This window comes from Burkholderia sp. PR2 (assembly GCF_052372875.1).
Classification (GTDB): domain Bacteria; phylum Pseudomonadota; class Gammaproteobacteria; order Burkholderiales; family Burkholderiaceae; genus Burkholderia; species Burkholderia diffusa.
On sequence record NZ_JBQRWH010000004.1, the window covers coordinates 1137885 to 1163728 of the forward strand.

23 protein-coding genes are annotated in these 25844 nt (G+C 66.1%); 17 read left to right on the plus strand and 6 right to left on the minus strand.

Going from position 1 to position 25844, the window contains the following annotated elements; genetic code table 11:
• The first annotated feature begins 103 nt into the window (after positions 1–103).
• From hpnJ to ACT2FV_RS22630, 8 genes are all read left to right on the plus strand, one after another.
• Positions 104–1546: a hopanoid biosynthesis associated radical SAM protein HpnJ gene (gene hpnJ / locus ACT2FV_RS22595; RefSeq protein WP_306426965.1), complete on the plus strand. Its 1443-nt coding sequence runs from the start codon at positions 104–106 to the stop codon at positions 1544–1546.
• Between the two features lie 3 nt (positions 1547–1549).
• Positions 1550–2434: a hopanoid biosynthesis-associated protein HpnK gene (gene hpnK, locus ACT2FV_RS22600; protein WP_059599146.1), complete on the plus strand. Its 885-nt coding sequence runs from the start codon at positions 1550–1552 to the stop codon at positions 2432–2434.
• Entirely contained in the window at positions 2431–3471 is a 1041-nt protein-coding gene (locus ACT2FV_RS22605; RefSeq protein ID WP_444504827.1) for a lysylphosphatidylglycerol synthase domain-containing protein, read from the plus strand. Before hpnK ends, ACT2FV_RS22605 begins: the two co-directional genes overlap by 4 nt.
• Positions 3472–3558: 87 nt before the next feature.
• Positions 3559–4116, plus strand: a complete 558-nt coding sequence (locus ACT2FV_RS22610) for a hypothetical protein (RefSeq protein WP_059599148.1) — start codon at positions 3559–3561, stop codon at positions 4114–4116.
• A gap of 265 nt (positions 4117–4381) precedes the next feature.
• Complete coding sequence (locus ACT2FV_RS22615) at positions 4382–5071, plus strand: ABC transporter permease (protein ID WP_059523652.1); 690 nt, start codon at positions 4382–4384, stop codon at positions 5069–5071.
• Positions 5068–5781 carry an ABC transporter permease gene (locus ACT2FV_RS22620; protein WP_059447650.1) on the plus strand — a complete coding sequence of 238 codons (714 nt, stop codon included), beginning with the start codon at positions 5068–5070 and terminating at the stop codon, positions 5779–5781. The genes ACT2FV_RS22615 and ACT2FV_RS22620 overlap by 4 nt, the downstream gene beginning before the upstream one ends.
• A gap of 21 nt (positions 5782–5802) precedes the next feature.
• Complete coding sequence (locus tag ACT2FV_RS22625) at positions 5803–6603, plus strand: ABC transporter ATP-binding protein (RefSeq protein WP_124611256.1); 801 nt, start codon at positions 5803–5805, stop codon at positions 6601–6603.
• 21 nt (positions 6604–6624) lie between these two features.
• The gene (locus ACT2FV_RS22630; RefSeq protein ID WP_124623265.1) at positions 6625–7662 is read left to right on the plus strand and encodes a GlxA family transcriptional regulator; all 1038 of its coding nucleotides are present in this window, start codon (positions 6625–6627) and stop codon (positions 7660–7662) included.
• Positions 7663–8399: 737 nt separating this feature from the next.
• Here the strand turns inward: ACT2FV_RS22630 and ACT2FV_RS22635 are convergent.
• Both ACT2FV_RS22635 and ACT2FV_RS22640 read right to left on the minus strand, forming a co-directional pair.
• Entirely contained in the window at positions 8400–9017 is a 618-nt protein-coding gene (locus tag ACT2FV_RS22635) for a type VI secretion system amidase effector protein Tae4 (RefSeq protein ID WP_151048766.1), read from the minus strand.
• Positions 9010–9591, minus strand: coding sequence for a PAAR domain-containing protein (locus ACT2FV_RS22640; protein WP_151048765.1), 582 nt, complete (start codon positions 9589–9591; stop codon positions 9010–9012). The genes ACT2FV_RS22635 and ACT2FV_RS22640 overlap by 8 nt, the downstream gene beginning before the upstream one ends.
• A gap of 766 nt (positions 9592–10357) precedes the next feature.
• Between ACT2FV_RS22640 and ACT2FV_RS22645 the strand changes: the two genes are divergently transcribed.
• The 7 genes from ACT2FV_RS22645 (at position 10358) to ACT2FV_RS22675 (ending at position 18734) form a co-directional block, all read left to right on the plus strand.
• Positions 10358–11590 carry an aspartate aminotransferase family protein gene (locus ACT2FV_RS22645; protein ID WP_059683013.1) on the plus strand — a complete coding sequence of 411 codons (1233 nt, stop codon included), beginning with the start codon at positions 10358–10360 and terminating at the stop codon, positions 11588–11590.
• Between the two features lie 30 nt (positions 11591–11620).
• The gene (gene aruF, locus ACT2FV_RS22650) at positions 11621–12673 is read left to right on the plus strand and encodes an arginine/ornithine succinyltransferase subunit alpha (protein ID WP_124623257.1); all 1053 of its coding nucleotides are present in this window, start codon (positions 11621–11623) and stop codon (positions 12671–12673) included.
• Positions 12670–13716, plus strand: a complete 1047-nt coding sequence (gene astA, locus ACT2FV_RS22655) for an arginine N-succinyltransferase (protein WP_444504828.1) — start codon at positions 12670–12672, stop codon at positions 13714–13716. The genes aruF and astA overlap by 4 nt, the downstream gene beginning before the upstream one ends.
• A gap of 7 nt (positions 13717–13723) precedes the next feature.
• Entirely contained in the window at positions 13724–15187 is a 1464-nt protein-coding gene (astD, locus tag ACT2FV_RS22660; protein ID WP_444504829.1) for a succinylglutamate-semialdehyde dehydrogenase, read from the plus strand.
• A 14-nt stretch (positions 15188–15201) separates the two neighbouring features.
• Positions 15202–16542 carry an N-succinylarginine dihydrolase gene (astB, locus tag ACT2FV_RS22665; protein ID WP_444504830.1) on the plus strand — a complete coding sequence of 447 codons (1341 nt, stop codon included), beginning with the start codon at positions 15202–15204 and terminating at the stop codon, positions 16540–16542.
• Positions 16543–16549: 7 nt separating this feature from the next.
• Positions 16550–17584: a succinylglutamate desuccinylase gene (gene astE, locus ACT2FV_RS22670; protein WP_444505442.1), complete on the plus strand. Its 1035-nt coding sequence runs from the start codon at positions 16550–16552 to the stop codon at positions 17582–17584.
• Positions 17585–17939: 355 nt separating this feature from the next.
• Positions 17940–18734 carry an ABC transporter substrate-binding protein gene (locus tag ACT2FV_RS22675; protein ID WP_151048761.1) on the plus strand — a complete coding sequence of 265 codons (795 nt, stop codon included), beginning with the start codon at positions 17940–17942 and terminating at the stop codon, positions 18732–18734.
• Between the two features lie 70 nt (positions 18735–18804).
• On the opposite strand, the gene ACT2FV_RS22680 is transcribed toward ACT2FV_RS22675, so the two are convergent.
• Both ACT2FV_RS22680 and cdpA read right to left on the minus strand, forming a co-directional pair.
• Positions 18805–20313 carry an HDOD domain-containing protein gene (locus ACT2FV_RS22680; protein WP_444504831.1) on the minus strand — a complete coding sequence of 503 codons (1509 nt, stop codon included), beginning with the start codon at positions 20311–20313 and terminating at the stop codon, positions 18805–18807.
• Between the two features lie 27 nt (positions 20314–20340).
• Entirely contained in the window at positions 20341–22080 is a 1740-nt protein-coding gene (gene cdpA / locus ACT2FV_RS22685) for a putative bifunctional diguanylate cyclase/phosphodiesterase (protein WP_203249527.1), read from the minus strand.
• 279 nt (positions 22081–22359) lie between these two features.
• Between cdpA and ACT2FV_RS22690 the strand changes: the two genes are divergently transcribed.
• Entirely contained in the window at positions 22360–22911 is a 552-nt protein-coding gene (locus ACT2FV_RS22690) for a peroxiredoxin (RefSeq protein ID WP_444504832.1), read from the plus strand.
• Between the two features lie 90 nt (positions 22912–23001).
• Here the strand turns inward: ACT2FV_RS22690 and ACT2FV_RS22695 are convergent, their stop codons facing one another.
• The gene (locus ACT2FV_RS22695; protein ID WP_124623243.1) at positions 23002–23631 is read right to left on the minus strand and encodes an NAD(P)H-binding protein; all 630 of its coding nucleotides are present in this window, start codon (positions 23629–23631) and stop codon (positions 23002–23004) included.
• 254 nt (positions 23632–23885) lie between these two features.
• Here ACT2FV_RS22695 and ACT2FV_RS22700 point away from each other — a divergent pair, with 254 nt between their 5' ends.
• Positions 23886–25334, plus strand: a complete 1449-nt coding sequence (locus ACT2FV_RS22700; RefSeq protein ID WP_444504833.1) for an NYN domain-containing protein — start codon at positions 23886–23888, stop codon at positions 25332–25334.
• A 121-nt stretch (positions 25335–25455) separates the two neighbouring features.
• Here the strand turns inward: ACT2FV_RS22700 and ACT2FV_RS22705 are convergent, their stop codons facing one another.
• Positions 25456–25839 carry a VOC family protein gene (locus tag ACT2FV_RS22705; protein WP_444504834.1) on the minus strand — a complete coding sequence of 128 codons (384 nt, stop codon included), beginning with the start codon at positions 25837–25839 and terminating at the stop codon, positions 25456–25458.
• Between the last annotated feature and the right edge of the window lie 5 nt (positions 25840–25844).

Here is a 25844-nt window from a genome sequence, read left to right on the forward strand (position 1 = left end):
CGCGCCGCGCGGCAACGCCCGCGCGACGCGACATGACAGAGAGGCGGGCGCCGGCAGGGCGGCCCGCGGTTGATTGACTGAATCGTTGAAAACGAATCGAACTATGCAGGCTACCGGAGCATTCATGAAAACGCTGTTCTTGCAGGCCCCTTCGTATGACGGCTTCGACGGCGGAGCCGGTTCGCGCTACCAGGCGAAGCGCGAAATCCGTTCCTTCTGGTACCCGACGTGGCTCGCGCAGCCGGCGGCGCTCGTGCCGGGCAGCCGCGTCGTCGACGCGCCGGCCGACGGCCTGTCGGTCGAAGAGACGCTGAAGATCGCCAACGACTACGATCTCGTGATCATCCACACGAGCACGCCGTCCTTCCCGACCGACGCGATGTTCGCGCAGGATCTGAAGAAGATGAAGCCGTCGATGCTGGTCGGCATGGTGGGCGCGAAGGTGATGGTCGATCCGCACAATTCGCTCACGGCGAGCGAGGCGATCGACTTCGTGTGCCGCGAGGAATTCGACTACACCTGCAAGGAAATCGCCGAAGGCAAGCCGTTCCCCGAGATCAAGGGCTTGAGCTGGCGCGCGAAGGACGGCTCGATCGAGCACAACGAAGCGCGTCCGATCCTCGAGAACATGGACGAACTGCCGTTCGTCGCGCCCGTCTACAAGCGCGACCTGAAGATCGACAACTACTTCATCGGCTACCTGAACTACCCGTACGTGTCGATCTATACGGGCCGCGGCTGCAAGTCGCGCTGCACGTTCTGCCTGTGGCCGCAGACGGTCAGCGGCCATCGCTACCGCACGCGCTCGGTCGAGAACGTGCTCGCCGAAGCGAAGTGGATCCGCGACAACATGCCGGAAGTGAAGGAACTGATGTTCGACGACGACACCTTCACCGACGACCTGCCGCGCGCCGAAGCCATCGCTATCGGTCTGGGCAAGCTCGGCATGACGTGGTCGTGCAACGCGAAGGCGAACGTGCCGTACAAGACGCTCAAGGTCATGAAGGAAAACGGCCTGCGCCTGCTGCTGGTCGGCTTCGAATCCGGCGACGACCAGATCCTCGTGAACATCAAGAAGGGCGTGCGCACCGATTTCGCGCGCCGCTTCAGCGCGGACTGCAAGAAGCTCGGCATCAAGATCCACGGCACCTTCATTCTCGGCCTGCCGGGCGAGACTCAGGAAACCATCAAGAAGACGATCGAGTACGCGAAGGAAATCAATCCGCATACGATCCAGGTATCGCTCGCCGCGCCGTATCCGGGCACGACGCTCTACAAGCAGGCCGTGGAGAACGGCTGGATGGAAGAGAACAAGACCATCAACCTGGTGAGCAAGGAGGGCGTGCAGCTGGCGGCGATCGGCTATGCGCACCTGTCGCGCGACGAGATCTATCACCACCTCGAGCAGTTCTATCGCCAGTTCTACTTCCGTCCGTCGAAGATCTGGGAGATCGTCCGCGAAATGCTGACGAGCTGGGACATGATGAAGCGCCGGCTGCGCGAAGGCGTCGAGTTCTTCCGCTTCCTGCGCGCGCACGAGGCCTGATTCGTGACGACGCAGCGGGCGGCGCGGGCGCTGATCTTCACCGCGGACGACTTCGGGCTGCACCCGCGCGTCAACGCGGCGGTCGAGCGCGCGCATCGCGACGGCGTGCTGAACGCCGCGAGCCTGATGGTCGGTGCGCCCGCGGCGCAGGATGCGATCGAACGCGCGCGGCGCCTGCCGTCGCTCGCGGTCGGCCTGCATCTGGTCCTCGCGGACGGGCCGGCCACGCTGCCCGCGCATGAGATCCCCGCGCTCGTCGGCCCCGACGGGCGGTTCGGCGACGCGATGGCGAAGGACGGCTGCCGCTTCTTCTTCCTGCCGCACGTGCGTGCGCAGCTGCGCCGCGAGATTCGCGCGCAGTTCGAAGTTTTTGCGGCGAGCGGCCTGCCGCTCGACCACGTGAACGCGCACAAGCATTTCCACCTGCATCCGACCGTGCTGTCGATGATCATCGAGATCGGCCGCGACTACGGGCTGCGCGCGGTGCGGCTGCCGTACGAAACGAGCGCGCCCGCGCTGCTCAAGCCGTGGATCGCGCTGGTGCGCGCGCGGCTCGACCGCGCGGGGCTCGCACATAACGACTATGTGGTCGGGATCGAGCATACGGGCGCGATGGACGAAGCCGTGCTGCTCGACGCGCTGGCCAAGCTGCCGCCCGGAGTCGGCGAGATCTACTGTCATCCGGCGGAAGCGGGCGACGGCCCGATCACGCCGACGATGGCCGATTACCGTCCGGTCGACGAACTGGACGCGCTGCTGTCTCCGCGCGTCGCGGCCGCGCTGAAGGCTGCGGGCGTCGCGACCGGCGGTTTTGCCGACGTATTCGGCCAGCCCGCGGTGCGGCGCGGCGCGCAATCGTCGCGCGCACCGGGAGCGCAGCCGTCATGACCAAGTGGATCAAATGGCTCGGCTGGCCGCTCGGCATCGGCATCCTCCTCGCGCTCGGGTTGCACGAAGGCATCGGCGACGTGACCCAGATGCTCGAGCGCGCCGGTTTCGCGCTGCTGTGGCTCGTGCCGTTCCACGCGCTGCCGCTGCTGCTCGACGCGTATGCGTGGCACCAGCTGCTCGACCGGCGCGCGCCGCTGTCGTTCCTCTGGTGGGTCGCGACCGTGCGCGAAGCCGTGAACCGGCTGCTGCCGGTGGTCGGGATCGGCGGCGAGCTGGTCGGGATCCGGATGGCGCGCTGGCAGGTGCCCGATGCGAGCCGCGTGACCGCGTCGGTGATCGTCGAGGTGCTGGTGACGATCGTCGTCCAGTATGCGTTCGCCGCGCTCGGCCTCGTGCTGCTGCTCGCGACGACGCACGACATGGGCGGCGGCACGATCGGCCTCGCGCTGCTGCTGACGCTGCCGCTGCCGGTGCTCGGCGTCGTGCTGATGCGGCGCGGCGGAATCTTCCACGCGATCGAGCGATTCGCGGGGCGTCTGCTCGGCGATTCGCACCGGTTGCTGCAGGGCGTCGACGGCAAGCGGCTCGATGCCGACATCGATGGCCTGATGTCGCGCACCGGCCTGCTGTTCAGCGCGTTTTTCTGGCAGCTGTCCGGCTATGTGCTTGGCGCGCTCGAAATTTACTGGGCGCTCGCGCTGCTCGGCCATCCGGTATCGATCGGCGGCGCGATCGCCATCGAGGCGATGACGCAGGCCGTGCGGCATGCGGCGTTCATGGTGCCGGGCGGTCTCGGCGTGCAGGAGGCGACTGTCGTGCTGCTCGCGCAGATGTTCGGCGTCGATCGCGAGACGGCGCTGTCGCTCGCGCTGGTCAAGCGCGGCCGCGAGGTGCTGTTCGGCTGCCTGGCGCTCGGTTCGTGGCAGCTGGCCGAACTGGTGCGCACGCGCCGCCGGATCAACGCCGCGCCGGCCGGGGCGCGCGCGGCGCAGGCGAGCCGCGAGGCCGAGGTGGAAACCGAAACGATGCATTGAACACGAGACGGGCCGCGCGCCCGTCTCGCGCTTTTGGCGTCGCGCGGGTATCCTTGCCGCGTGTTTTCTCGACGCGCATTTCTTCTGATGATTTTCCGTTTCCGGCTTCTTCCCGTGACGATGCTGGCCGCCGCGCTGGCGCTGACCGGCTGCGACGACAAGCAAGGCAATTTCGACGTGCAACGCATCAGGGACTTTTTCAACGCGATCAAGCCGGCACCGTTGCTGCTCAAGGGGCTGAAGGCCGGCGTATCGACCGAAGCCGACGTGCGCGCCACGATGGGCAAGCCCGAGACCGAGCGCGCCTTCACCGACGGCTCGAAGCGCCTCGAATATCCGCGCGGCCCGATGGGCAACCAGACCTGGTTCGTCGACCTCGACGCGAGCGGGCACTACACGGGCGCGACGCAGGTGCTGACCGCCGAGAATTTCGCGAAGGTGCGTCCCGGGATGACCGAGGACGAGGTGCGGCGCCTGCTCGGCAAGCCGGGCGACATCGCGCAATACCCGCTGAAGCCCGAGACGGTGTGGAGCTGGCGCTGGCTCGAGGACGGCGTGAACACCGACGCATTCTTTAACGTTCATTTCGGCCCGGACGGGCTTGTCTATACGACTTCGCGCTCCGACATCCTGAAGGGGCGGTGAAACCGGCTGCGGCGCTATATCGAAAAAGCGACCGGAAAATTGCAAAAAGTCCGCTTCCCTGCGTGTCATCCGACTGTCAGGAAGCGGCTTTTTTCCTTTTGAAACAGTAGCGTAGGCCGTGCCCGCAAATGGTGGGACGAATTGCTGCGGCGCAGCAATCGCGTGCACGGTGATTTGAGGCAATCAATTTCGCTTGCGACTATCCGCGTCAGCCCGGCGCGGAAAGGTATGCGCGCCGGTGTTCATATCAACACTGGAGACGCGCGTGTTCCTTTACGGCTTTGGTCCTGTTCTATGGGCCGGCACCGTGCAGACCATCGAACTGTCGGTGCTGTCGCTCGCCGCCGCGGTGGCGCTGGGGCTGATCGGCGCGGTGGCGAAGCTGTCGCACAACCGGGTGCTGCGAGCGATCGCGACCGGTTATACGACGCTCATCCGCTCGGTGCCCGATCTCGTCCTGATGCTGCTGCTGTTCTACAGCATCCAGATCTGGCTGAACCAGTTCACCGACCTCGTCGGCTGGGACCAGATCGACATCGACCCGTTCGTCGCCGGCGTGCTGACGCTCGGCTTCATCTACGGCGCGTACTTCACCGAGACGTTCCGCGGTGCGTTCCTGTCGGTGCCGCGCGGCCAGCTCGAGGCCGGCGCGGCGTACGGGATGAGCGGCATGCGCGTGTTCGTGCGGATCATGTTTCCGCAGATGATGCGTTTCGCGTTGCCGGGCATCGGCAACAACTGGCAGGTGCTTGTGAAGGCGACCGCGCTGGTGTCGATCATCGGTCTCGCGGACGTCGTGAAGGCCGCGCAGGACGCCGGCAAGAGCACGTTCAACATGTTCTTCTTCATCCTCGTCGCGGCGCTGATCTACCTCGCGATCACGACCGTTTCCAACCTCGTGCTGATCCAGCTCGAGAAGCGTTATTCCATGGGCGTGCGGCACGCAGAACTATGATCGAGATTCTCCAGGAATTCGGCCAGGCGTTCCTTTACTGGGACGGCCAGCGCCTCTCCGGCCTTGCGGTGACGTTGTGGCTGCTCGTCGCGTCGATTTCGCTCGGCTTCGTGTGCGCAGTGCCGCTCGCGGTCGCGCGCGTATCGAAGAAGAAGTGGCTTTCGATGCCGGTGCGGTTTTACACGTACGTGTTCCGCGGCACGCCGCTCTACGTGCAACTGCTGCTGATGTACACGGGCATGTACAGCCTCGAGTTCGTGCGGTCGCACTCGCTGCTCGACGCGTTTTTCCGCAGCGGCTTCAATTGCGCGATCCTCGCGTTCGCGCTGAACACCTGCGCGTACACGACCGAGATCTTCGCCGGCGCGATTCGCGCGATTCCGCACGGCGAGGTCGAGGCAGCGCGTGCTTACGGGATGTCCCCGTTCACGATGTACCGCCGGGTGATCCTGCCGTCGGCGCTGCGCCGCGCGCTGCCGCTGTACAGCAACGAGGTGATCCTGATGCTGCACGCGACCACCGTCGCGTTCACGGCGACCGTGCCCGACATCCTGAAGGTCGCGCGCGACGCCAATTCCGCGACCTACATGGCGTTCCAGTCGTTCGGAATCGCCGCGCTGATCTATCTTGCGGTATCGTTCGCACTCGTCGCGGCATTTCGCCGGGCGGAGCGCCACTGGCTCGCGTATCTCGCGGCCGGCCGTCATTGATTTCACTTCGAGGAGAGCCAGTTGGCCGAGATCACTCAAACGAGCGCGTCCGCTTCCGTCAAGCTTGCAGCGGTCGACATTCACAAGCGCTACGGCGACAACGAGGTGCTCAAGGGCGTGTCGTTGAACGCGAAGGCGGGCGACGTCATCAGCATCATCGGTGCGAGCGGTTCGGGCAAGAGCACGTTCCTGCGCTGCATCAATTTTCTCGAGCGGCCGAATGCGGGGCAGATCGTCGTCGACGGCGAGGCAGTGCGCACGAAGACCGACCGCGCCGGCGCGCTCGAGGTTGCCGATCACAAGCAATTGCAGCGCATCCGCACGAAGCTCGCGATGGTGTTCCAGCACTTCAATCTGTGGGCGCACATGAACGTGCTCGAGAACGTGATGGAAGCGCCGGTGCACGTGCTCGGCATTTCGAAGAAGGAAGCCGAGGAGCGTGCGCGCGAGTATCTGGAGAAAGTCGGCCTCGCGCCGCGCGTCGAGAAGCAGTATCCGTCGCATTTGTCGGGCGGCCAGCAGCAGCGTGTCGCGATCGCGCGTGCGCTGGCGATGCATCCCGACGTGATGCTGTTCGACGAGCCGACCTCGGCGCTCGACCCGGAACTGGTCGGCGAAGTGCTGAAGGTGATGCAGAAGCTGGCCGAGGAAGGCCGCACGATGATCGTCGTCACGCACGAGATGGGTTTCGCGCGCAACGTGTCGAACCACGTGATGTTCCTGCATCAGGGGCGGACCGAGGAAGAGGGTGATCCGAAGGAGGTGCTGGTGCGTCCGCAGAGCGAGCGTCTGAAGCAGTTCCTGTCGGGCAGTCTCAAGTAACGCGAAGGGCGGGTTTCATACGTGGTACCGGTGTCTCGTCCCGCAGGCGCCACCCGCACGACGCAGGTGGTGATCGTTGCATTGCCGCCCGTGTCGATGTCGGGCGTGGGTCCGATCGTCGATGCGTTGCATCTCGCGAACGAGATCGACGGGCGCTTGCTGTATCGCTGGCAGGTGTGTTCGTGGGACGGGCGGCCGGTGCCGCTCGTCGGCGGGGCGCAGTGGCATGCCGATGCGGCGTTCAACGATGCGATCGCGTGCGACTGGCTGATCGTCGTGTCGGAGCGGTTTCAGCAGTTTGCCGACTACCGGTTGTTTCTCGCGAGTCTCGCGCGGGTCGGGCAGCGGACGCCGGTCGTGACCGGCATTCATCACGGTGTGTGGTGGCTTGCGATGGCCGGACAGCTTTCCGGATATCGCGTGAGCGTGAACTGGGAGACGTATCAGCAGTTCGCCGAGCAGTTCGAGAGGTCGATCGTCACGCAGCAGATCTTCGAGATCGATCGGGACCGCGCGACGTGCGCGGGTGGGCAGGCTACCGTGGATTTCATGCTGGCCATGATCGGCCGGGAACATGGGCCCGATCTCGGTGAGCGGATTGCCGATGCACTCGGGGCCGGCACGCTGCGCAGCGGCGAGGAGCGGCAGCGGATTCCTTTCGTAACTGCGCCGGGCGAGCGGCATCCTCGGCTGAACGATGCGTTGCTTTTGATGGAAGCCAATGTCGAGGATCCCTTGACGACCGACGAGATCGCCGGGCTCGTGGGCGTGTCGCGGCGGCAGCTCGAAAGGCTCTTTCGGCAGTATCTCGGGGCGATGCCCTCCAAGTATTACCTCAATCTCCGGTTGCTCAAGGCAAGGACGCAGTTGCAGCGCACGAGCAAATCGGTCGTGCAGGTCAGTCTCGCTTGTGGGTTTTCTTCTGCCGCGCATTTTTCCAATGCCTATCGGGAGCGGTTCGGCGTGACGCCACGCGAGGACCGGCGAGCCTGGCTCGAAAAGCAAACCGGGAGCGAGCCTCGCGGGGGCGCGTTGGTCGAGCGTGGGGGGAAGGATTGATTCTCGTGGGTTGCTCGCCGTTCTTCGTGAAGCACCTGTGATCGTGTCGGTCTATTGGCGTCGCCCCTGCGCGGGGCGGCGGTTACTTTTCTTTGTCTTGCCAAAGAAAAGTAACCAAAAGAAAGGCGCTGTGAAAACGCATGACCTCCCGGTGCCGTGGTCAACAAAGTGGCCCTCGCCTAAGTGTCCGCGCCAGTCAGGAAACCGGAGTGGTTCGAGCAATGGTTCTGACTCGTCGCACCACCCGACGGAGCGGTATACCGCCCGCGAGCTCCATCCTCGCTTCGCTCGGCTGCAAGGTGCTTCAAGTCGCAAGATGAGGGTGCTTGCTGTGGCCTTGCCAGGAGGCGTGCGACAAATGGACGACGACGGCGCACATCTGATCCCCAAGAGCAGCGATAGGGGTTAGTCGGCAAGACCTAAGTAGGGTGCGACGTATGGCTTGCAATAGAACAGCGCGGCGAGCAACGTTACAACGAAAAATGCTCCTCCCCAACGACGTCCCGACCATCGTTTATATGCTACCGCGTTTAATATCGCGCATGTGACAGCGGGCCATAACAGCATGGCGAACATGCCCCACAGGAACTTCGCATGCGATGTGCAGTGTTCCATGTCGTTGCAACCCGCTGTATGTGACTTCACCGCAGGCCAACGGATGTGATTGAGGGCGTAGATGGTCACCCATGTGACGAGCAAGCCCCACGCGAACCCTAGTATAGCGAGCGCCATACGTTTCATTTCACTTCCCAGAATAGGATTTCTTTGGAATTGGCCAGGTCGGAGAACCAACTGTTGTTTGTCAGTGGGTTTCGGAATTGCGACATGCCAATGCGGAAGCGTAAGAAACTCACGACGGATGGGGTAAGTGTGTCCTTGTTCCACAGGTCGATATGACCGCCGCTGAGTGTGTCGGCGGAATCGCCATCCTGTCGCCAGTAGCCGAAAAAGTAGATGATACCGGTTCGGTTTCTTATCTTGGTTTGCCAATCTGGACCAGTGATGTTGTCAGGTTTGCCAAGCCCAAGGAACGGGCGAAGCTTTAACCATTCAGCCAGCTCGTACGCGCGTGTCGCTGTCGCTTTGCCACCAAGCATCAGACGGCCTAGCATCTTCTTTCCCGGCATCGGCTTCAACACATTTTGTGAAAACGACTTCATGTCGCTTCCGATGCTGTGAAACGTGACGCTCATGCGAATGGCGCATTGATTCTCATATTCGCCAGTGGGGTCGTCGTAGGGGTCTTTCTTCGGGTACGCGTTCCAAAGCTCTTGAAAGGACAGCACTCGAAGCTGTACAGATTTCTTCGATTTTGGCGTGTCGTTCGTGCGGACCTTCGTAGATGGATTAGGCATAGCTCACCCCGTTGTGTCTTTTTGCAATTGCTTCGTCTTCCCAGTAGACGGTGTAGTCTCGGGGTCCGTCGCCGGTGTGGACGCGCGGTGGCTCGCCGTTTGCATCGAGCACGCCGGAATGGATGCGGCCGTCTGCCGTCTCGATGTAATAGGGGTAACCCGTGGGCCCCTGGGCAGTACTGCCGCTACACTTCGCCTCGACCTGCTCATCAAATTCGCCTTGCTTGATCGACACGACGCGGCCCGTTGTCGTTCGGCCCGAAGCGACCTCCCCGAGACCCTTTAGCCGATCATCACGCCGTGCTTCACCGGCAAGCAAAGCAACGATGCTCGGCGGAGTCGAACAGCCGCACAGGACAATATCGCGGTCTAGTGCGACTTCTCCCTGAAACTTGAGTCGATATGGCCCGCCGGCCTTTGCGATGACGCCGGTGCTTTGACATGCAGTGCAGAACGCACTGCCGCCAATCAAGGCTGCTTGATGCCCGTGGACTAGGAATGGTGGCCCGCTGTATGGGCTAATTGTTCCTCCGCTTGAAAGGCTGTCACCCACAACCGCAATTCTTCTATTCATCGTTTGGCCGTCTCGGAAAGTCACAATGGTAGCCGCACGGCGTAAGGCTATATCTCGATATTGTTCGAAGTACTTGAGAAGGCGTGATCACGCTGGCTGCACTACTTGTCGAACGGTGCTCATTTACCCTTTGCGCTATCAAGCAATGTGCCGACTGCGTCATTCCGTGTTCGCCAGCGGCGTTATTCTCAAGGGCCGTGAGGATGACGAGGTGCTTGTGGGTGGGATTCGAGGCGTCATTTACATGCCGTGGCCCCCGGGACCATTCGACCAACTGTGCTGCTTGAGGGATGTGTCCCCGTCAGCCGAGCGAAGAGAGGATGGAACTGGCGGGCGGTATACCGCTCTGTTGGGTAGTGAGTGGTGTCAGAACCATTGCTCGAACCACTCCGGTTTCCTGACTGGCGCGGACACTCAGGCGGAGGCCACTTTGTTGACCACGGCACCGGGAGGTCATGCGTTTTCACAGCGCCTTTCTTTTGGTTACTTTTCTTTGGCAAGGCAAAGAAAAGTAACCGCCGCCCCGCGCAGGGGCGACGCTAATAGACCGCCACGATCACAGGTGCTTCGCGAAGAACGCGGGCGCACCACCCGAGAAGCCCCCCAAAAAAAACACCGCCACCCTCGAACCCCCCGCCGGGAAGGGCAAAATAGACCGAAGAAAAGCGCTTCCGATAGAACCCGTCGCAAATCCGCAAGACGCTTGCGTCACCCTTACCTAAACTTGATCCTGTTGAACCCTCTTACGAAACCGAAAGGAACGACCATGACGACCTCGACCGTGACCCGCCAGACATTCGATGAAGTGATGGTGCCGGTATTCTCCCCCGCGCCGTTCGTGCCGGACCGTGCAGAGGGCTCGCGCGTGTGGGACACGGCCGGCCGCGAGTATGTGGATTTCGCCTGCGGCATCGCAGTGACGTCGCTGGGCCACGGCCACCCGGAACTGCTGAAGGTCCTGGACGAACAAGGCCGCAAGCTCTGGCACATCGGCAACGGCTACACGAACGAGCCGGTGCTGCGCCTCGCCAAGCGCCTCGAATCGCTGACCTTCGCCGACCGCGCGTTCTTCGCGAACTCGGGCGCGGAAGCGAACGAAGCCGCGCTGAAACTCGCACGCCGCGTCGCATTCGACCGCCATGGCGCCGACAAATACGAAATCGTGTCGTTCGTCCAGTCGTTCCACGGCCGCACGTTCTTCACGGTCAGCGTCGGCGGCCAGCCGAAATACTCGGAAGGCTTCGGCCCGGTGCCGGCCGGCATCAAGCACCTGCCGTTCAACGACATCGAAGCCGCGAAGGCCGCGATCGGCCCGCAAACCTGCGCGGTGATCGTCGAGCCGGTGCAGGGCGAAGGCGGGGTGATCCCGGCCGATCCGGCCTTCCTGAAGGCACTGCGCGAAGCATGCGACGCGAACGACGCACTGCTGATCTTCGACGAAGTGCAAACGGGCGTCGGCCGCACGGGCCAGTTCTACGCGTACATGGACACGGGCGTCACGCCGGATATCCTCACGACCGCGAAAGCGCTCGGCAATGGCTTCCCGATCGGCGCGATGCTGACGACGAACGAACTGGCCGCACACTTCAAGGTCGGCGTGCACGGCACGACGTACGGCGGCAACCCGCTCGCGTCGGCGATCGCGGACAAGGTCGTCGAACTGATCGGCGACCCTGCATTGCTCGAAGGCGTGCGCGAACGCAGCGTCCGGCTGAAGGGCGCGCTGGAACGCATCAACGCACGCTTTGGCATCTTCAAGGACATCCGCGGCAAGGGCCTGCTGGTCGGCGCGGAACTCACCGCCGCATTCGACGGCCGCGCGAAGGACTTCGTCGCCGCCGCAGCCGAGAACGGCCTGATCATGCTGATCGCGGGCCCGAACGTGCTGCGCTTCGTCCCGTCGCTCGTGATCCCGTTCGACCTGCTCGACGAAGGCGTGAAGCGCTTCGAGAAGGCAGTCGAGCAGGTGCTCGCGGCCCAGGAAGCCACCGCGCGCTGATCGGCGCACCCATCGCAGACAGGAACGACGATGCTATTTGTTCGCCCCGGCAAACTCACGGATCTCGATGCGCTCGCGCACATGGCGCGCACCGCGCAGCCGGTCCTGCACTCGCTGCCGCACGACCGCGCGGCGCTCGAAGCGCGCGTGGCGCTCTCCGAGGATTCGTTTCGCGCGGACGTCGATTTCGCCGGCGAAGAGTTCTATCTCTTCGTGCTCGAGGATTCGTCGACGGGCAAGCTGCTCGGCACGGCGAGCATCGTGGCCGCGGCCGGCTACTCGGAACCGTTCTACGCGTTCCGCAACGACGCACTGATCCACGCGTCGCGCGAGCTGCACGTGAACCGCAAGATCCACGCGCTCACGATGTCGCATGAGCTGACCGGCAAGAGCCGGCTGGCGGGCTTCTACGTCGATCCGTCGCTGCGCGGCGACGCGGCCGCCCACCTGATTTCGCGTGCGCGGATGATGTACATCGCCGCCAACCGCCGCCGCTTCACGCCAGAAGTGTTCACGCTGCTGCTCGGCGTGAGCGACGACACGGGTGCATCGCCGTTCTGGGAAGCGGTGGGCCGCAAGTTCTTCGGCCGCAACTTCACCGACGTCGACATCGCGTCGGGCGGACGCAGCCGCACGTTCATCGCGGAAGTGATGCCGGCGTATCCGCTCTACGTGCCGCTGCTGCCGGAAGCGGCGCAGCGCGTGCTCGGCGAGCCGAACGAAACGGCACTGCTCGCCTACGACATCCATCTCGAGGAAGGTTTCGAGCCGGACCGCTTCGTCGACATCTTCGACGCGGGCCCGGTGCTGACCGCGCAGGTCGACCGCACCGCATGCGTGAAGCACGGCGCGGAGCGCACCGTGCGCGAAGCGGCGCGTCAGCAGGGCGATGTCGCGTACATGGTGTCGACGGGCAGCGGCGAATCGTTCCGCTGCGTGCTGGCCGACCTGCCGGGCGACACGGCCGACGCGCCGCTGGCCGGCGACGTGCGCGCGGCGCTCGATGTGAAGGATGGTGATGTCGTGCGCTGCGTGCCGCTGCATCGCCGCGACGATGAAGAGATGAAGGGAGACGCAGCATGATCGTCGTTCGGGTCGTACAAACGGGCGACGTCGACGCGCTCGTGTCGCTCGCGAAGGAAACCGGGCCGGGCCTGACCACGTTCAAGCCCGACCGCGACGCGCTCGCCGCGCGCATCGAACGTACGCGTCGCACGCTCGACGGCGAGGCCGCGCCGGGCGAAGCCGGCTACTTCTTCGTGATGGAAGATTCGAAGACGGGCGACATCGCGGGCGTGTGCGGGATCGAGTCGCAGGTCGGCCTCGAACAGCCGTTCTACAACTATCGCGTGAGCACGGTCGTGCATGCGAGCCAGGAGCTCGGCGTGTGGACGCGGATGCACGCGCTGAACATCTCGCACGACCTGACTGGCTACGCGGAAGTGTGCTCGCTGTTCCTGAGCCCGCGCTATCGCACGGGCGGTGTCGGCGGCCTGCTGTCGCGCTCGCGCTTCATGTTCATCGCGCAGTTCCGCGACCGCTTTCCGGAACGCATCTGCGCGGAGCTGCGCGGCCACTTCGACGAGGACGGCACGTCGCCGTTCTGGCGCGCGGTCGGTTCGCACTTCTACCAGATCGATTTCAACGCGGCCGACTACCTGAGCTCGCACGGCCGCAAGTCGTTCCTCGCGGAACTGATGCCGCGCTATCCGGTGTACGTCGACCTGCTGCCGCAGGACGCGCAGGACGCGGTCGGCCTCACGCACCGCGACACGCTGCCGGCCCGCAAGATGCTCGAAGCGGAAGGGCTGCGCTACCAGAATCATGTCGACATCTTCGACGCGGGCCCGGTGCTCGAATGCCACGTCAACGACCTGCGCACGGTGCGCGAAAGCGTCGTCGTGCCGGTCGCGATCGGCGAGCCGGACGTGCGCGAGGACGTGCAGGGCGGCCATCCGCCGAAGTCACTCGTGTCGAATACGTCGCTCGGCGATTTCCGCGTCGGCGTCGCGCCGGGCGTGGTCGCGAATGGCACGTTCGTGCTGTCGGCCGACGATGCCGCCGCGCTCGACGTGAAGGCCGGCGATCCGGTCCGCGTGCTGCCGCTCAAAGTCAAACAGGGATAAACGAATCATGACGGAACTCTTCATCGACGGCGCCTGGGTCGCAGGCTCGGGCCCCGTCTTCGCTTCGCGCAACCCGGGCACCGACGCGATCGCATGGCAGGGCGAGAGCGCATCGGCGGCCGACGTCGACCGTGCGGTCGCGAGCGCGCGTCGCGCATTCGCCGGCTGGTCGGCACTCGACTTCGAATCGCGCTGCGCGATCGCCAAGCGCTTCGCGGCGCTGCTCACCGAGCGCAAGGAAGCGATCGCCACCGCGATCGGCCGCGAGACGGGCAAGCCGCTGTGGGAAGCGCGCACCGAAGTCGTGGCGATGGCCGCGAAGGTCGGCATCTCGATCCAGGCGTACCAGGAACGCACCGGCGAGAAGCGCCAGGACATGGCCGACGGCGTCGCGGTGCTGCGCCATCGTCCGCACGGCGTCGTCGCGGTGTTCGGCCCGTACAACTTCCCCGGCCACTTGCCGAACGGCCATATCGTGCCGGCGCTGATCGCGGGCAACACGGTCGTGTTCAAGCCGTCGGAGCTCGCGCCGGGCGTCGCGCGCGCGACGGTCGAGGTGTGGCAGGAAGCCGGGCTGCCGGCCGGCGTGCTGAACCTCGTGCAGGGCGAGAAGGACACGGGCATCGCGCTCGCGAATCATCGGCAGATCGACGGGCTGTTCTTCACCGGCAGCTCGGACACCGGCACGCTGCTGCACAAGCAGTTCGGCGGCCGTCCGGAAATCGTGCTCGCGCTCGAGATGGGCGGCAACAACCCGCTCGTGATCGGCGAAGTCGAAGACATCGACGCGGCCGTGCATCACACGATCCAGTCGGCGTTCCTGTCGGCCGGCCAGCGCTGCACGTGCGCACGCCGCATCTTCGTGCCGCAAGGCGCGTTCGGCGACCGCTTCCTCGCACGTTTCGCCGACGTCACGTCGAAGATCACGGCCGACGTGTTCGACGCCGATCCGCAGCCGTTCATGGGCGCGGTGATCTCGGCACGCGCGGCCGCGAAGCTCGTCGACGCGCAGTCGCGTCTGATCGAGCAGGGCGCGAAGCCGATCATCGCGATGACGCAGCGCGATCCGCGCCTCGGTTTCGTGAACGCGTCGATCATCGACGTGACCGGCGTGGCGAACCTGCCCGACGAAGAGCATTTCGGCCCGCTCGCGCAGATCGTCCGCTACGCGACGTTCGACGAAGCGATCGAGCGCGCGAACGACACGGCGTTCGGCCTGTCCGCCGGCTTGCTGGCCGACGACGCGACGGCATGGGACCACTTTCGCCGCACGATCCGGGCGGGGATCGTCAACTGGAACCGCCCGACCAACGGCGCATCGTCCGCCGCACCGTTCGGCGGCACGGGCCGCTCGGGCAATCATCGGCCGAGCGCGTACTACGCGGCCGACTATTGCGCGTATCCGATGGCGTCGGTGGAAAGCACCGAACTGACCTTGCCCGCGAGCCTGTCGCCGGGCCTGCATTTCTGATCGAGGGAACGACGATGAACGCACAAGAAGCCAATTTCGACGGACTCGTCGGCCCGACCCACAACTACGCCGGGCTGTCGTTCGGTAACGTGGCGTCGCTCAACAACGAGAAGTCGGCCGCGAACCCGAAGGCCGCCGCGAAGCAGGGGCTGCGCAAGATGAAGCAGCTCGCGGATCTCGGCTTCGCGCAAGGCGTGCTGCCGCCGCAAGAGCGCCCGTCGCTGCGCCTGTTGCGCGAGCTCGGCTTCTCCGGCAAGGACGCGGACGTGATCGCGAAGGCCGCGAAGCAGGCGCCCGAATTGCTCGCCGCGGCGAGCTCGGCGTCGGCAATGTGGACCGCGAACGCGGCCACCGTCAGCCCGTCGGCCGACACGAGCGACGGTCGCGTGCACTTCACGCCGGCCAACCTGTGCAGCAAGCTGCATCGCGCGATCGAGCACGAAGCGACGCGCCGCACGCTGTCGACGCTGTTCGCCGATCCCGCGCACTTCGCGGTGCACGAGGCGCTGACGGGCACGCCGGCACTCGGCGACGAGGGGGCCGCGAACCATACGCGCTTTTGCGCGGAATACAGCCAGCCGGGCGTCGAGTTCTTCGTGTACGGCCGCGCGGAATATCGCCGCGGCCCGGAGCCGAAGCGCTTCCCGGCGCGCCAGACCTTCGAGGCGAGTCGCGCGGTCGCGCATCGCCACGGTCTCGCCGAGACGGCGACGGTCTATGCGCAGCAGGATCCGGACGTGATCGATGCAGGTGTGTTCCACAACGACGTGATCTCGGTCGGCAACCGCGACACGCTGTTCACGCACGAGCGCGCGTTCGTCAACAAGCAGGCGATCTACGACACGCTGACCGCCGCGCTCGACGCGCGCGGCGCACGGCTGAACGTGATCGAGGTGCCCGATGCGGCCGTGAGCGTGAACGACGCTGTCACGTCGTATCTGTTCAACAGCCAGCTGCTGTCGCGCGCGGACGGCTCGCAGGTGCTCGTCGTGCCGCAGGAGTGCCGCGAGAACGCGAACGTCGCCGCCTATCTGGACCAGCTCGCGGCCGGCAACGGGCCGATCCGGGACGTGCTGGTGTTCGACCTGCGCGAAAGCATGAAGAACGGCGGCGGCCCCGCGTGCCTGCGCCTGCGCGTCGTGCTGAACGAGGCCGAGCGCGCGGCCGTCACGTCGAACGTGTGGATCAACGACACGCTGTTCGCGTCGCTCGACGCGTGGATCGAAAAGCACTACCGCGACCGTCTCGCACCGGAAGACCTCGCCGATCCGACGCTGCTCGACGAATCGCGCACGGCGCTCGACGAACTCACGCAGATCCTGCGCGTCGGGTCGCTGTATGACTTCCAGCGCTGAGTCCCGCATGCCGGGCGCCGCGCTGCTCGACGATTTTCTCGCGTTCACGCTCGCGGGCGACGCGCCGCCCGTGAAGGACGGCACGTGCGCGGACGGTGCGGTGCGCTGGCAATGGCTCGGCGACGGGCTGCTCCAACTCGCGCCGGCTTCGGCCGAAGGGGCCGGCGACGCGGCGAGCGTGCTCGTGTCGGCCGGCGTGCATGGCGACGAGACTGCGCCGATCGAGCTGCTGTCGATGCTCGTGCGCGATCTCGCGGCAGGCACGCTGCGGCTCGCGTGCCGATTGCTCGTCGTGCTCGGCAACGTGCCGGCGATGCGCGCGGGCGAACGCTATCTCGACGACGACCTGAACCGCCTGTTCAGCGGCCGTCACGCGCAAGTGCCCGCGAGCCGCGAAGCGCCGCGCGCGGTGCAACTCGAAGCGGCGGCCGCCGCGTTCTTCGCGGCCGCGCCGGCGGGCGGTGCGCGCTGGCACATCGACATGCACACGGCGATCCGCGCATCGGTGTTCGAGCAGTTCGCGCTGCTGCCGCACACGGGCACGCCGCCGACCCGCGCGATGGTCGAATGGCTCGGCGATGCGCGCATCGCGGCCGTGCTGCTGCATAGCGCGAAGGGCAATACGTATTCGCATTACACGGCCGAGCATTGCGGCGCGCACGCGTGCACGCTCGAACTCGGCAAGGTGCGGCCGTTCGGCCAGAACGATCTGTCGCGCTTCGCGTCGGCCGATCATGCGGTGCGCAACCTCGTCTCGGGCGCGCCGCGCGACGTCGACCCTCCGCCGTTGCCGCGCGTGTTCACGGTGATCGACCAGATCACGAAGCAGAGCGACGCGCTCGAGCTGTTCGTCGCGGCCGACGTCGCGAACTTCACCGCGTTCGCGCGCGGCACCGTGCTCGCGCAGGACGGCGACTACCGCTACACGGTGCAGCACGACGAGGAGCGCATCGTGTTTCCGAATCCGACCGTGAAGCCGGGTTTGCGCGCGGGCCTGCTCGTCGTCGACACCACGCGCGAGACGCTCGCCGCACTCGTCTGACGGAAGACCGGTGGTGCGCGGCTACGGCGATCCGTCGCCCGCGCATCGTCCGGCAGCATCCCCGAAGTGCGTCGACGCCCGCATGCCATGCAGAAGGCCCGCGCGTCGCGCCTTGCGTATTTGCGACATCGTCTTGCAAGTTCGACGGCGCATCCGGTCGTCATCGCGCATGCAGTGCAGCATCGTGTGCCGGCGGCCGCTTTGCCGTATCGGGCCGCGCGGATTGGTACAATCGCGGCCTTGCGGCTGTTGCGCCGCATCAAGGCGCGGCATCGGCATTGTGGTTGTCATCCGACCCTGCAATGATGCATGCGCCCGTAGTTCCGGAACATTCGAGTATCGAGGAGAACACCTGATGAAGTTGGATTGGCGTAAAGTGGCCGCGCACGCGGTAGTGGCGGCATCGGCCGTGGCGGCAGGCAGCGCGATGGCTGCGGATCCGAAGGAGATCCGGTTCGGCGTCGAGGCCTCGTACGCGCCGTTCGAATACAAGACGCCCGACGGCAAGCTGACCGGCTTCGACATCGACATCGGCAACGCGGTGTGCGCGAAGCTGAAGACGAAGTGCGTGTGGGTCGAGAACGACTTCGACGGCCTGATCCCCGCGCTGCAGGCGCGCAAGTTCGACGCGATCAACTCGGACATGACGATCACCGACCAGCGCAAGCACGCGATCGCGTTCACCGATCCGATCTACACGATCCCGAACCAGCTGATCGCGAAGCAGGGCAGCGGCCTGCTGCCGACCCCGCAAGCGCTGAAGGGCAAGCGCGTCGGCGTGCTGCAGGGCACGATCCAGGAAGCGTACGCGAAGAAGAAGTGGGCGCCGGCCGGCGTCGACGTCGTGCCTTACCAGACGCAGGACCTGGCCTACGCCGACCTGAAGTCCGGCCGTCTCGACGCGACGTTCCAGGATTCGGAGGCGGGCTCGAAGGGCTTCCTGTCGAAGCCGCAAGGCCAGGGCTTCGGCTTCGCCGGCGGCACGGTCAGCGATGCGGAGATCCTCGGCTCGGGCGTCGGTTTCGGTCTGCGCAAGAACGACGCGGCGCTGAAGACGGCGCTCGATCAGGCGCTGAAGGAACTGAAGGCCGACGGCACGATCGACAACCTCGCGAAGAAGTACTTCAGCGTGCCGGTCACGCTCAAGTAAGCGTTTCGATCCGTCGCACGATGCAGCCGGCCGCTTTCGCGGCCGGTTTGCTTTTGGGGCGCCCCTTGCGTTACGCGGGGAAGAACCGCCCCAGTTCCCGCGCGAGCTCGTTCAGCACGCTCATCTCCTGCTGCGTGATCTTGCGCGCCGGCTGCGCACCGGCCCAGTCGCCGTACAGCAGGCCGACGGTCTTCGTGCCGACGCGTACCGGCAGCAGCACGAACGCGCGCGTGCCGGGAAGCGCATTGAGATACCACGCGGGCAGGCGCTTCACCATCTTCGGGTCCTGCGCCTGCTCGATGAAGATGCCGACCGAGTTCGTGATCGCGAGATGGAACACGTCCGGCTCGAACCGCTCGTCGAAGCACAGCCGGTCGAGCGCCGCGTCGACGTCCTGGCCGAAGCCGAGCCGCGCGGCGAACGCGCCGTCTTCACGGCGCACGAACATCACGGTGCGCGTGAACGCGAGGCCCGCGAGCAGGCTTTCCGACGCGAGTGCGAGCACCGGCGTCAGCACGTGTTCGGACGGCAGCGCGCGCAGGTCGGCGAGGCCGGCCTCGAGGCATGCCTCGGGATCGGGCTGCGCCCGCGCGATCGCGTCGGCGTTCGCGCGCAGCTCGACGATCTCGCGCATCACGGTGTCGCTCGCTTCCTCGCGTGCGAGCCGGTCGGCGATTTCCACCAGCGCGTCGGCGTCGATATCCACCTGCGCGTAGTGCTGCGCGAGCGCCGCGATATGCGCATCGCGCTGCGGGCCAGCAGGCATTGCGAGCGCACCGGCGACGTCGGTCGAGCAGCGGCTCACCGCGCGCAGCCAGCGCACGCGCTCGGGGCTGTCGTCGGCGCAGGCGTCGCGGGGCCGCTGGCGGTCTTCGTCGATGTCGTCCTCGTCGAGGCCGGCGGCGTGTGCGCTACCGCCGTCGCCGTCGGCCATGCCGGCGCGGATCACGTCGGGCAGTCGCCAGCTCGCGGCGGCCTCGAGACCGATCTCGTCGAAGCCGACGCCCAGGACGTCGACACACGCCGCCGCTTCGTCGCCGTTCAGCTCGGCGGCGCGGCGCCGGATCCGGTCCCACTCGCTGTCGAGATAGCACACCACCAGCAGCTTGCCGACCTGACGCATCAGCGTGCAGACGACGGCTTCCTCGCCGCCGCGCAACTCGGCATGCTCGGTCAGCTTGCGGGCGACGCAACCGGACAGCAGTGCGCGGTTCAGCTCGAGCTTCGCGTCGATGCGGCGCGGCGTGCTTTGGTGGAAATGGTCGACGAGCTTGAGCCCGACGACGAGATGGCCGACGGTGTCCATGCCGAGCACCATCAGCGCCCGCGTGACGGTCGTGATGTTGCCGCCGAACGCCATGTACATCGCGGAATTGGCGAGCCGCAGGACTTTCTGCGTGAGCGCGAAATCCGACAGCACGACGCTCACGAGCGCGGTGAAGTCGAGATCGTCGTTCTTCATCGCGGCCATCGTCGCGCGTAGCGACTCCGACAGCAGCGGGAAGTCGCCCCGTTCGTTCATCCGGGCCCACAGCTTGTCGAGCAGCGCCGTGCGGGGCAGGTGTGCGGTGATTGACATACGGATGTATCCGGTTCGCCGCGCGCGTCAGGCGGCGTGCAGGCGCAACTGCTGCGCCTCGAAGCGCCGCGCGAGCTCCTCGGACGGCAGCGCCTGACAGACGAGCCAGCCCTGGATGTGGTTGCAGCCCATCTCGGTCAGCAGCTCGCGCTGCGCCTCGGTCTCGACGCCTTCCGCGACGAGCTCGAGATCGAGCGTTTGCGCGAGGCCGACCACCGCCGACACGATCGCGCGGTCGTTGCGCGACGTCAGCAGGTTCTCGACGAAGCTGCGGTCGATCTTCAGCTTCGCGAGCGGGAAGCGCTGCAGGTACGCAAGGCTCGAATAGCCGGTACCGAAATCGTCGATCGCGAAGCGGATGCCGAGCGCGGTCAGCTCCTCGAGCAGCCCCTTCGCCTGGACGGGATCGTGCATCAGCAGGCTTTCGGTGATTTCCAGCACGATGCGGCGCGGGTCGATGCCCGTCAACGCGATCGCCTCGCGCACGCTTTGCGTGAAGCGCGGGTCGCGGAACTGCTGCGGCGACACGTTGACCGCCACGTACTGCAGCGCGAGCCCCTGGCGATCCCAGGCGACGAGCTGCATGCACGCGGCCTTGAGCACCCAGTTGCCGAGATAGTTGATGAGGCCGATCGATTCGGCGAGCGGAATGAAGGTTGCCGGCGGCACGAGGCCGTGCACGGGATGACGCCAGCGGATCAGCGCCTCGACGCCGTCCACCGCACCCGACTGGCTGCGCGTGATCGGCTGGAAGTGCAGCGAGAACTCGCCGTTGCGCACGCCGTCGTACAGGTCGGCCTCGAGCTTCAGTCGTTCCGCGTCGGCCGGATCGTCGACCGGCTCATGGAACGCGAGCGCATTGCCGCCGGCCGCCTTTGCCTGCGCGAGCGCATGGTCGGCGCGGCGCAGCAGCGGGCTGTGATGCTGCGCGCGATGGTGTGCGGCGCGTTCGTCCGGGTACAGCGCGATGCCGATGCTCGCGGACAGGTGGACGGTCTGCCCCTGGTAGGCGTAAGGCTCACGCACCGCGGCCTGCAGCCGGCGCGCGAGCGCGTCGGCGGCATCGCTTGCCCGCGCGCGGTCCGGCGCGGTGAACACGATCGCGAACTTGTCGCTCGCGACGCGCGCGAGCTGCTCGCCGGGCGCGACGAGCGCCTGCAGCCGCTGCGCGGTGTCGCGCAGCAGCGTGTCGCCGGCGTCGTAGCCGAGCGCGCGGTTGATGCGCTGGTAGTCGTCGAGGTCGAGCAGCAGCAGCGCCGCGCAGGTGCCGCTTTCGTCGGCGGCCTGCTGCGCGCGCATCAGCGCGGGCACGAGCGCGGACAGATTGTCGAGCCCCGTCATCGGGTCGTGGTGCATTTCGTACGTCAGGCGCGCCTCGAGCGCACGCCAGGCCGACACGTCGAACGCCGCGATCGCGAAGCCATCGACGCCGTGGTGGCGGCTCTTGAACGCGCGGATCTCGACGTCGAGCGGATAGGTGAGCGACTTGACGATGCACATCGTCGCCTTCTCGACCTGGCCGGAACGCGCGGCGCGCGCAAGCAGACCTTCGAGCGCCGCGGTATCCTGTTCCGCGATCAGGTCGCGCAGCGTCAGCGTGTGCAGGTAGTCGCGGTGATAACCGATGAAGCGCAGGCTTGCGTCGGACACGTACAGAAAGCGCAGCTCGCGGTCGACATGGGCGAGGAAATCCACCGTGCCGACCGTCTGTTCCAGCCAGTTGCGCACGGTGTCGTCGCGGCGCGGCGTGCCGGCGCGTGCAGGCATCAGCGCGCCGCCCGACCAGGCGAAGCGGCGCAGCGTATGCAAGGCGTTGCGCCAGGAGCCCTTGCGTGGCGTCTGTTTCCTGTTGGCTTCCATGTATCTCGCTGACGTGAAGGGCTGGAACCGGCTGTCCGGAAGGAATAACGGCAGACCAGGCGGAATCTTTAACCGGTCGGCCGCGGCTGGCGTTGCCGCCGGACCGGGTCATGCACACTGGCGTTCGACAGGCGAACGCCAGTATGGCCTACATCGAGGCTGACTTTATAAGAAATGAGGACGCAGATGAAGCGAAAACTGTTGGTGGGCGCCGCGGCGGCGCTGATGGTGGCCGGCCATGCGCTGGTTGCGCAGGCGCAACTGAAGCCGGGCGACACGGCGCCCGACTTCACGACGCAGGCGTCGCTGGGCGGCAAGACCTACGCGTACTCGCTGGCCGATGCGCTGAAGTACGGGCCGGTCGTGCTGTACTTCTACCCGGCGGCGTTCACGAAGGGTTGCACCATCGAGGCACATGCGTTCGCGGACGCGGTCGATCGTTACAAGGCTTACGGCGCGACGGTAATCGGCGTATCTGCGGACAACATCGACACGCTGACGAAGTTTTCGGTGAGCGAGTGCCGCAGCAAGTTCCCGGTCGCGGCCGATCCGGACGCGAAGATCATCCGCGAATACGACGCGAAGCTGCCCGCGCTCGATCGTGCGAACCGCGTGTCCTACGTGATTTCACCGGAGCGGAAGGTGCTGTACGAATACACGAGCCTGTCGCCCGACAAGCACGTCGAGAACACGCTCGGCGCGGTGAAGGCGTGGGCCGACGCGCATCCGAAGCAGTAAGCCGGAGGCGGCAAGCGCGCAGTCGAGCGGCCCGCATCGCGGGCTGCCGGCACGACGAAATGCGCCGCCCCGTGGCGGCCCGGGCGTGTGTTACGCGCGCAACGCCTGTTCGATCGGCACGCTGCCGCCGACGAAGCCGACCACCTTGCGTGAAATGCCGAGCTTGATCGCCTCGATCGCGGCCCATGCGACATCCTGGCGCGACACCGGCGGCGCCGAGTCGAGCGGTTCCTCGGTCAGCGCGATCTTGCCGACGCCTGGCCCGTCCGCGAGCGGGCCGGGGCGCAGGATCACGTAATCGATGCCCGACGCGATCACGCGCTCGTCGCCTTCGCGCTTCATCTGCGAGTAGTGGCGCAGCGCGTCGCCGCTGCGCTCCGGCCAGTAGGCGCTCAGCGAACTGATCACGACCAGCTTCTGCACGTTGTAGGCGAGCGCATGCTCGGCCGTGCGCGCGACCGCGTCGCGGTCGATCTGCTCCTCTTCGGCGGCGCCTTCCGATTCCGCCGAGCCGGCCGCGTAGATCACGTGCGAGATGCCCTGGAACGCGTGCGAGAAATCGCCCGTCAGATCGGCCTCGACGACCTTCGCGCCCGGCAGCGCATAGCCATGCCGGCGCACCAGCGCAGTCACCTCGAATTCCGGCTGCTCGAGCAGCAGATCCGCGCAGGCCCGACCCGTGCGGCCGGTCGCGCCAATCAGCAATACCTTCGTCGTCATGAAACCGCTCCTTGCGCGATGCGTCATCCTCCCAGATAGGGACGGACGACCGATACTCAAGTGTATGTCGATTTGGGGCGGCGGCGCGCGGGTAATTGGGGCTGTACCACTCCGTAACGGCCGGCGCCGCAACCCGTTATCCGCGCGGTCGCGCGCATGGATGGCGGAATCGACCCGCCGACCGGCTATCATGTGCGCGATGCATTCTTCGCCGCTACGCAATACAACGCGGCGACCAACCGGTTGGAGTACACATGGCATTACCCCTGGACAACGTCAGCATGGCCGTGTTCTGCGACTTCGAGAACGTCGCGCTCGGCGTGCGCGACGCGAAGTACGAGAAATTCGACATCAAGCCCGTGCTGGAGCGGCTGCTGCTGAAAGGCAGCATCGTCGTGAAGAAGGCGTATTGCGACTGGGAGCGCTACAAGGGCTTCAAGGCGTCGATGCACGAGGCGAGCTTCGAACTGATCGAGATTCCGCACGTGCGCCAGTCGGGCAAGAATTCGGCCGACATCCGGCTCGTCGTGGACGCGCTCGACCTCTGCTACACGAAGTCGCATGTCGATACGTTCGTGATCATCAGCGGCGACTCGGATTTCTCGCCGCTCGTGTCGAAGCTGCGCGAGAACGCGAAGAAGGTGATCGGGGTCGGCGTGAAGAAGTCGACGTCGGACCTGCTGGTCGCGAACTGCGACGAATTCATTTTCTACGACGACCTGGTGCGCGAGCAGCAGCGCGCGCTGGCGAAGCGCGAACAGCAGCGCACGGGCAACGGCGGCGCGAAGCGGCCCGACGAGCCGTCGCGCAAGCCGGAGCTGGAAGCGCGCCGCAGCGAGGCGATCGCGCTCGCGGTCGAGACCTTCGATGCGCTGGCATCGGAGCGCGACGACGTCGGCAAGATCTGGGCGTCGGTGCTCAAGAGCGCGATCAAGCGCCGCAAGCCGGACTTCAACGAGTCGTATTACGGCTTCCGCGCGTTTGGCAACCTGCTCGACGAAGCGCAGGCGCGCGGCCTGCTCGAAGTGGGCCGCGACGACAAGTCGGGCGCGTTCGTGTCGCGGCCGCGTCAGCCGGCCGTGGCCGAACCGGTGATGGCGCACCGCGATACGGGCGGCGCGCACCACGGTCACGGCGGACGCCACGCGGCGCCGGCACCGGCCGAGCGCGGGTCGCGACGTCGCGGGCAGCGCGCGGAAGCGGCCTCGCCTGAACGCGAGCAGGTCGACGTGGAGGAGGTGATCGTCGACGTGACGAGCGAGGCGGCGAGCGTGCCGGCCGAAGCAGCCGAAGTGACCGAAGCGGTCGAGACGCACGGCGACGCGAAGGACAGCCGCAAGCGCGCGCGCAAGAGCCCGGCGAAGAAGGCCGGTGCGAAGAAGGGCGCCGGCGCGAAGCACGGCGGCGACGCGCGCGCGGACGGCAAGCACGCCGAAGCGGCACATCGCGACGCGGAGCATGGCGACGATCGTCACGTTGCGGCGCAGCATGCGGCGCCGACGGCTGGCGACTACGTCGCGGGGGCACCCGCCGCGCAGCCGTCGCACGACGCAGCACCGGCCGTACCGGCGGCCGAGCCGGCTGGGGAAGCGGTTGGTGAAGGGGCTGGTGAAGCAGCCACCGGCACCAAGCCGAAGAAGCCGGCTCGCAAGACGGCGACCCGCGCGCGTCGTCCGCGCAAGACGGCGGCTGCCGCCGAGTAACGGCGGCAGGGCGGGGGCCGCTGTCCGACGCGACGGCGCTACCCCCACCCTCGGCCGGGCGCCGGGTGCCCGTCGCTCGTGCCGTCACGTCGGCCGGCGCAACGCCGGCCGATGCGTTCCGTTATCCGTTCAGCACATACGGCTGGGTCATCACTTCGAGGAAGTGACCGTCAGGATCGTCGAAATACACGCCGCGGCCGCCGTTATGGCGGTAGATGTCATCGGGCTGCCGCTTGGCCGGATCGGCCCAGTGCGGCAGCCCTCGCTCGCGAATGCGCGCATACACGCGATCGAAGCCGGCTTCGTCGGTCAGAAATGCATAGTGCTGCGCCGTGATGTCTCCCGCCTTCTCGTAGAAATCGAGCGACACACCGTTGTCGAGCTGGACGACCAGCATCGCGCCGAATGGCGTCGGCGCCGGCAGTTCGAGAAGCTCGGTGAGAAAGCCGCTCGACGCGTGCTTGTCGCGGCACCAGACGATCGTATGGTTCAGCTGGACGTTCATGACGG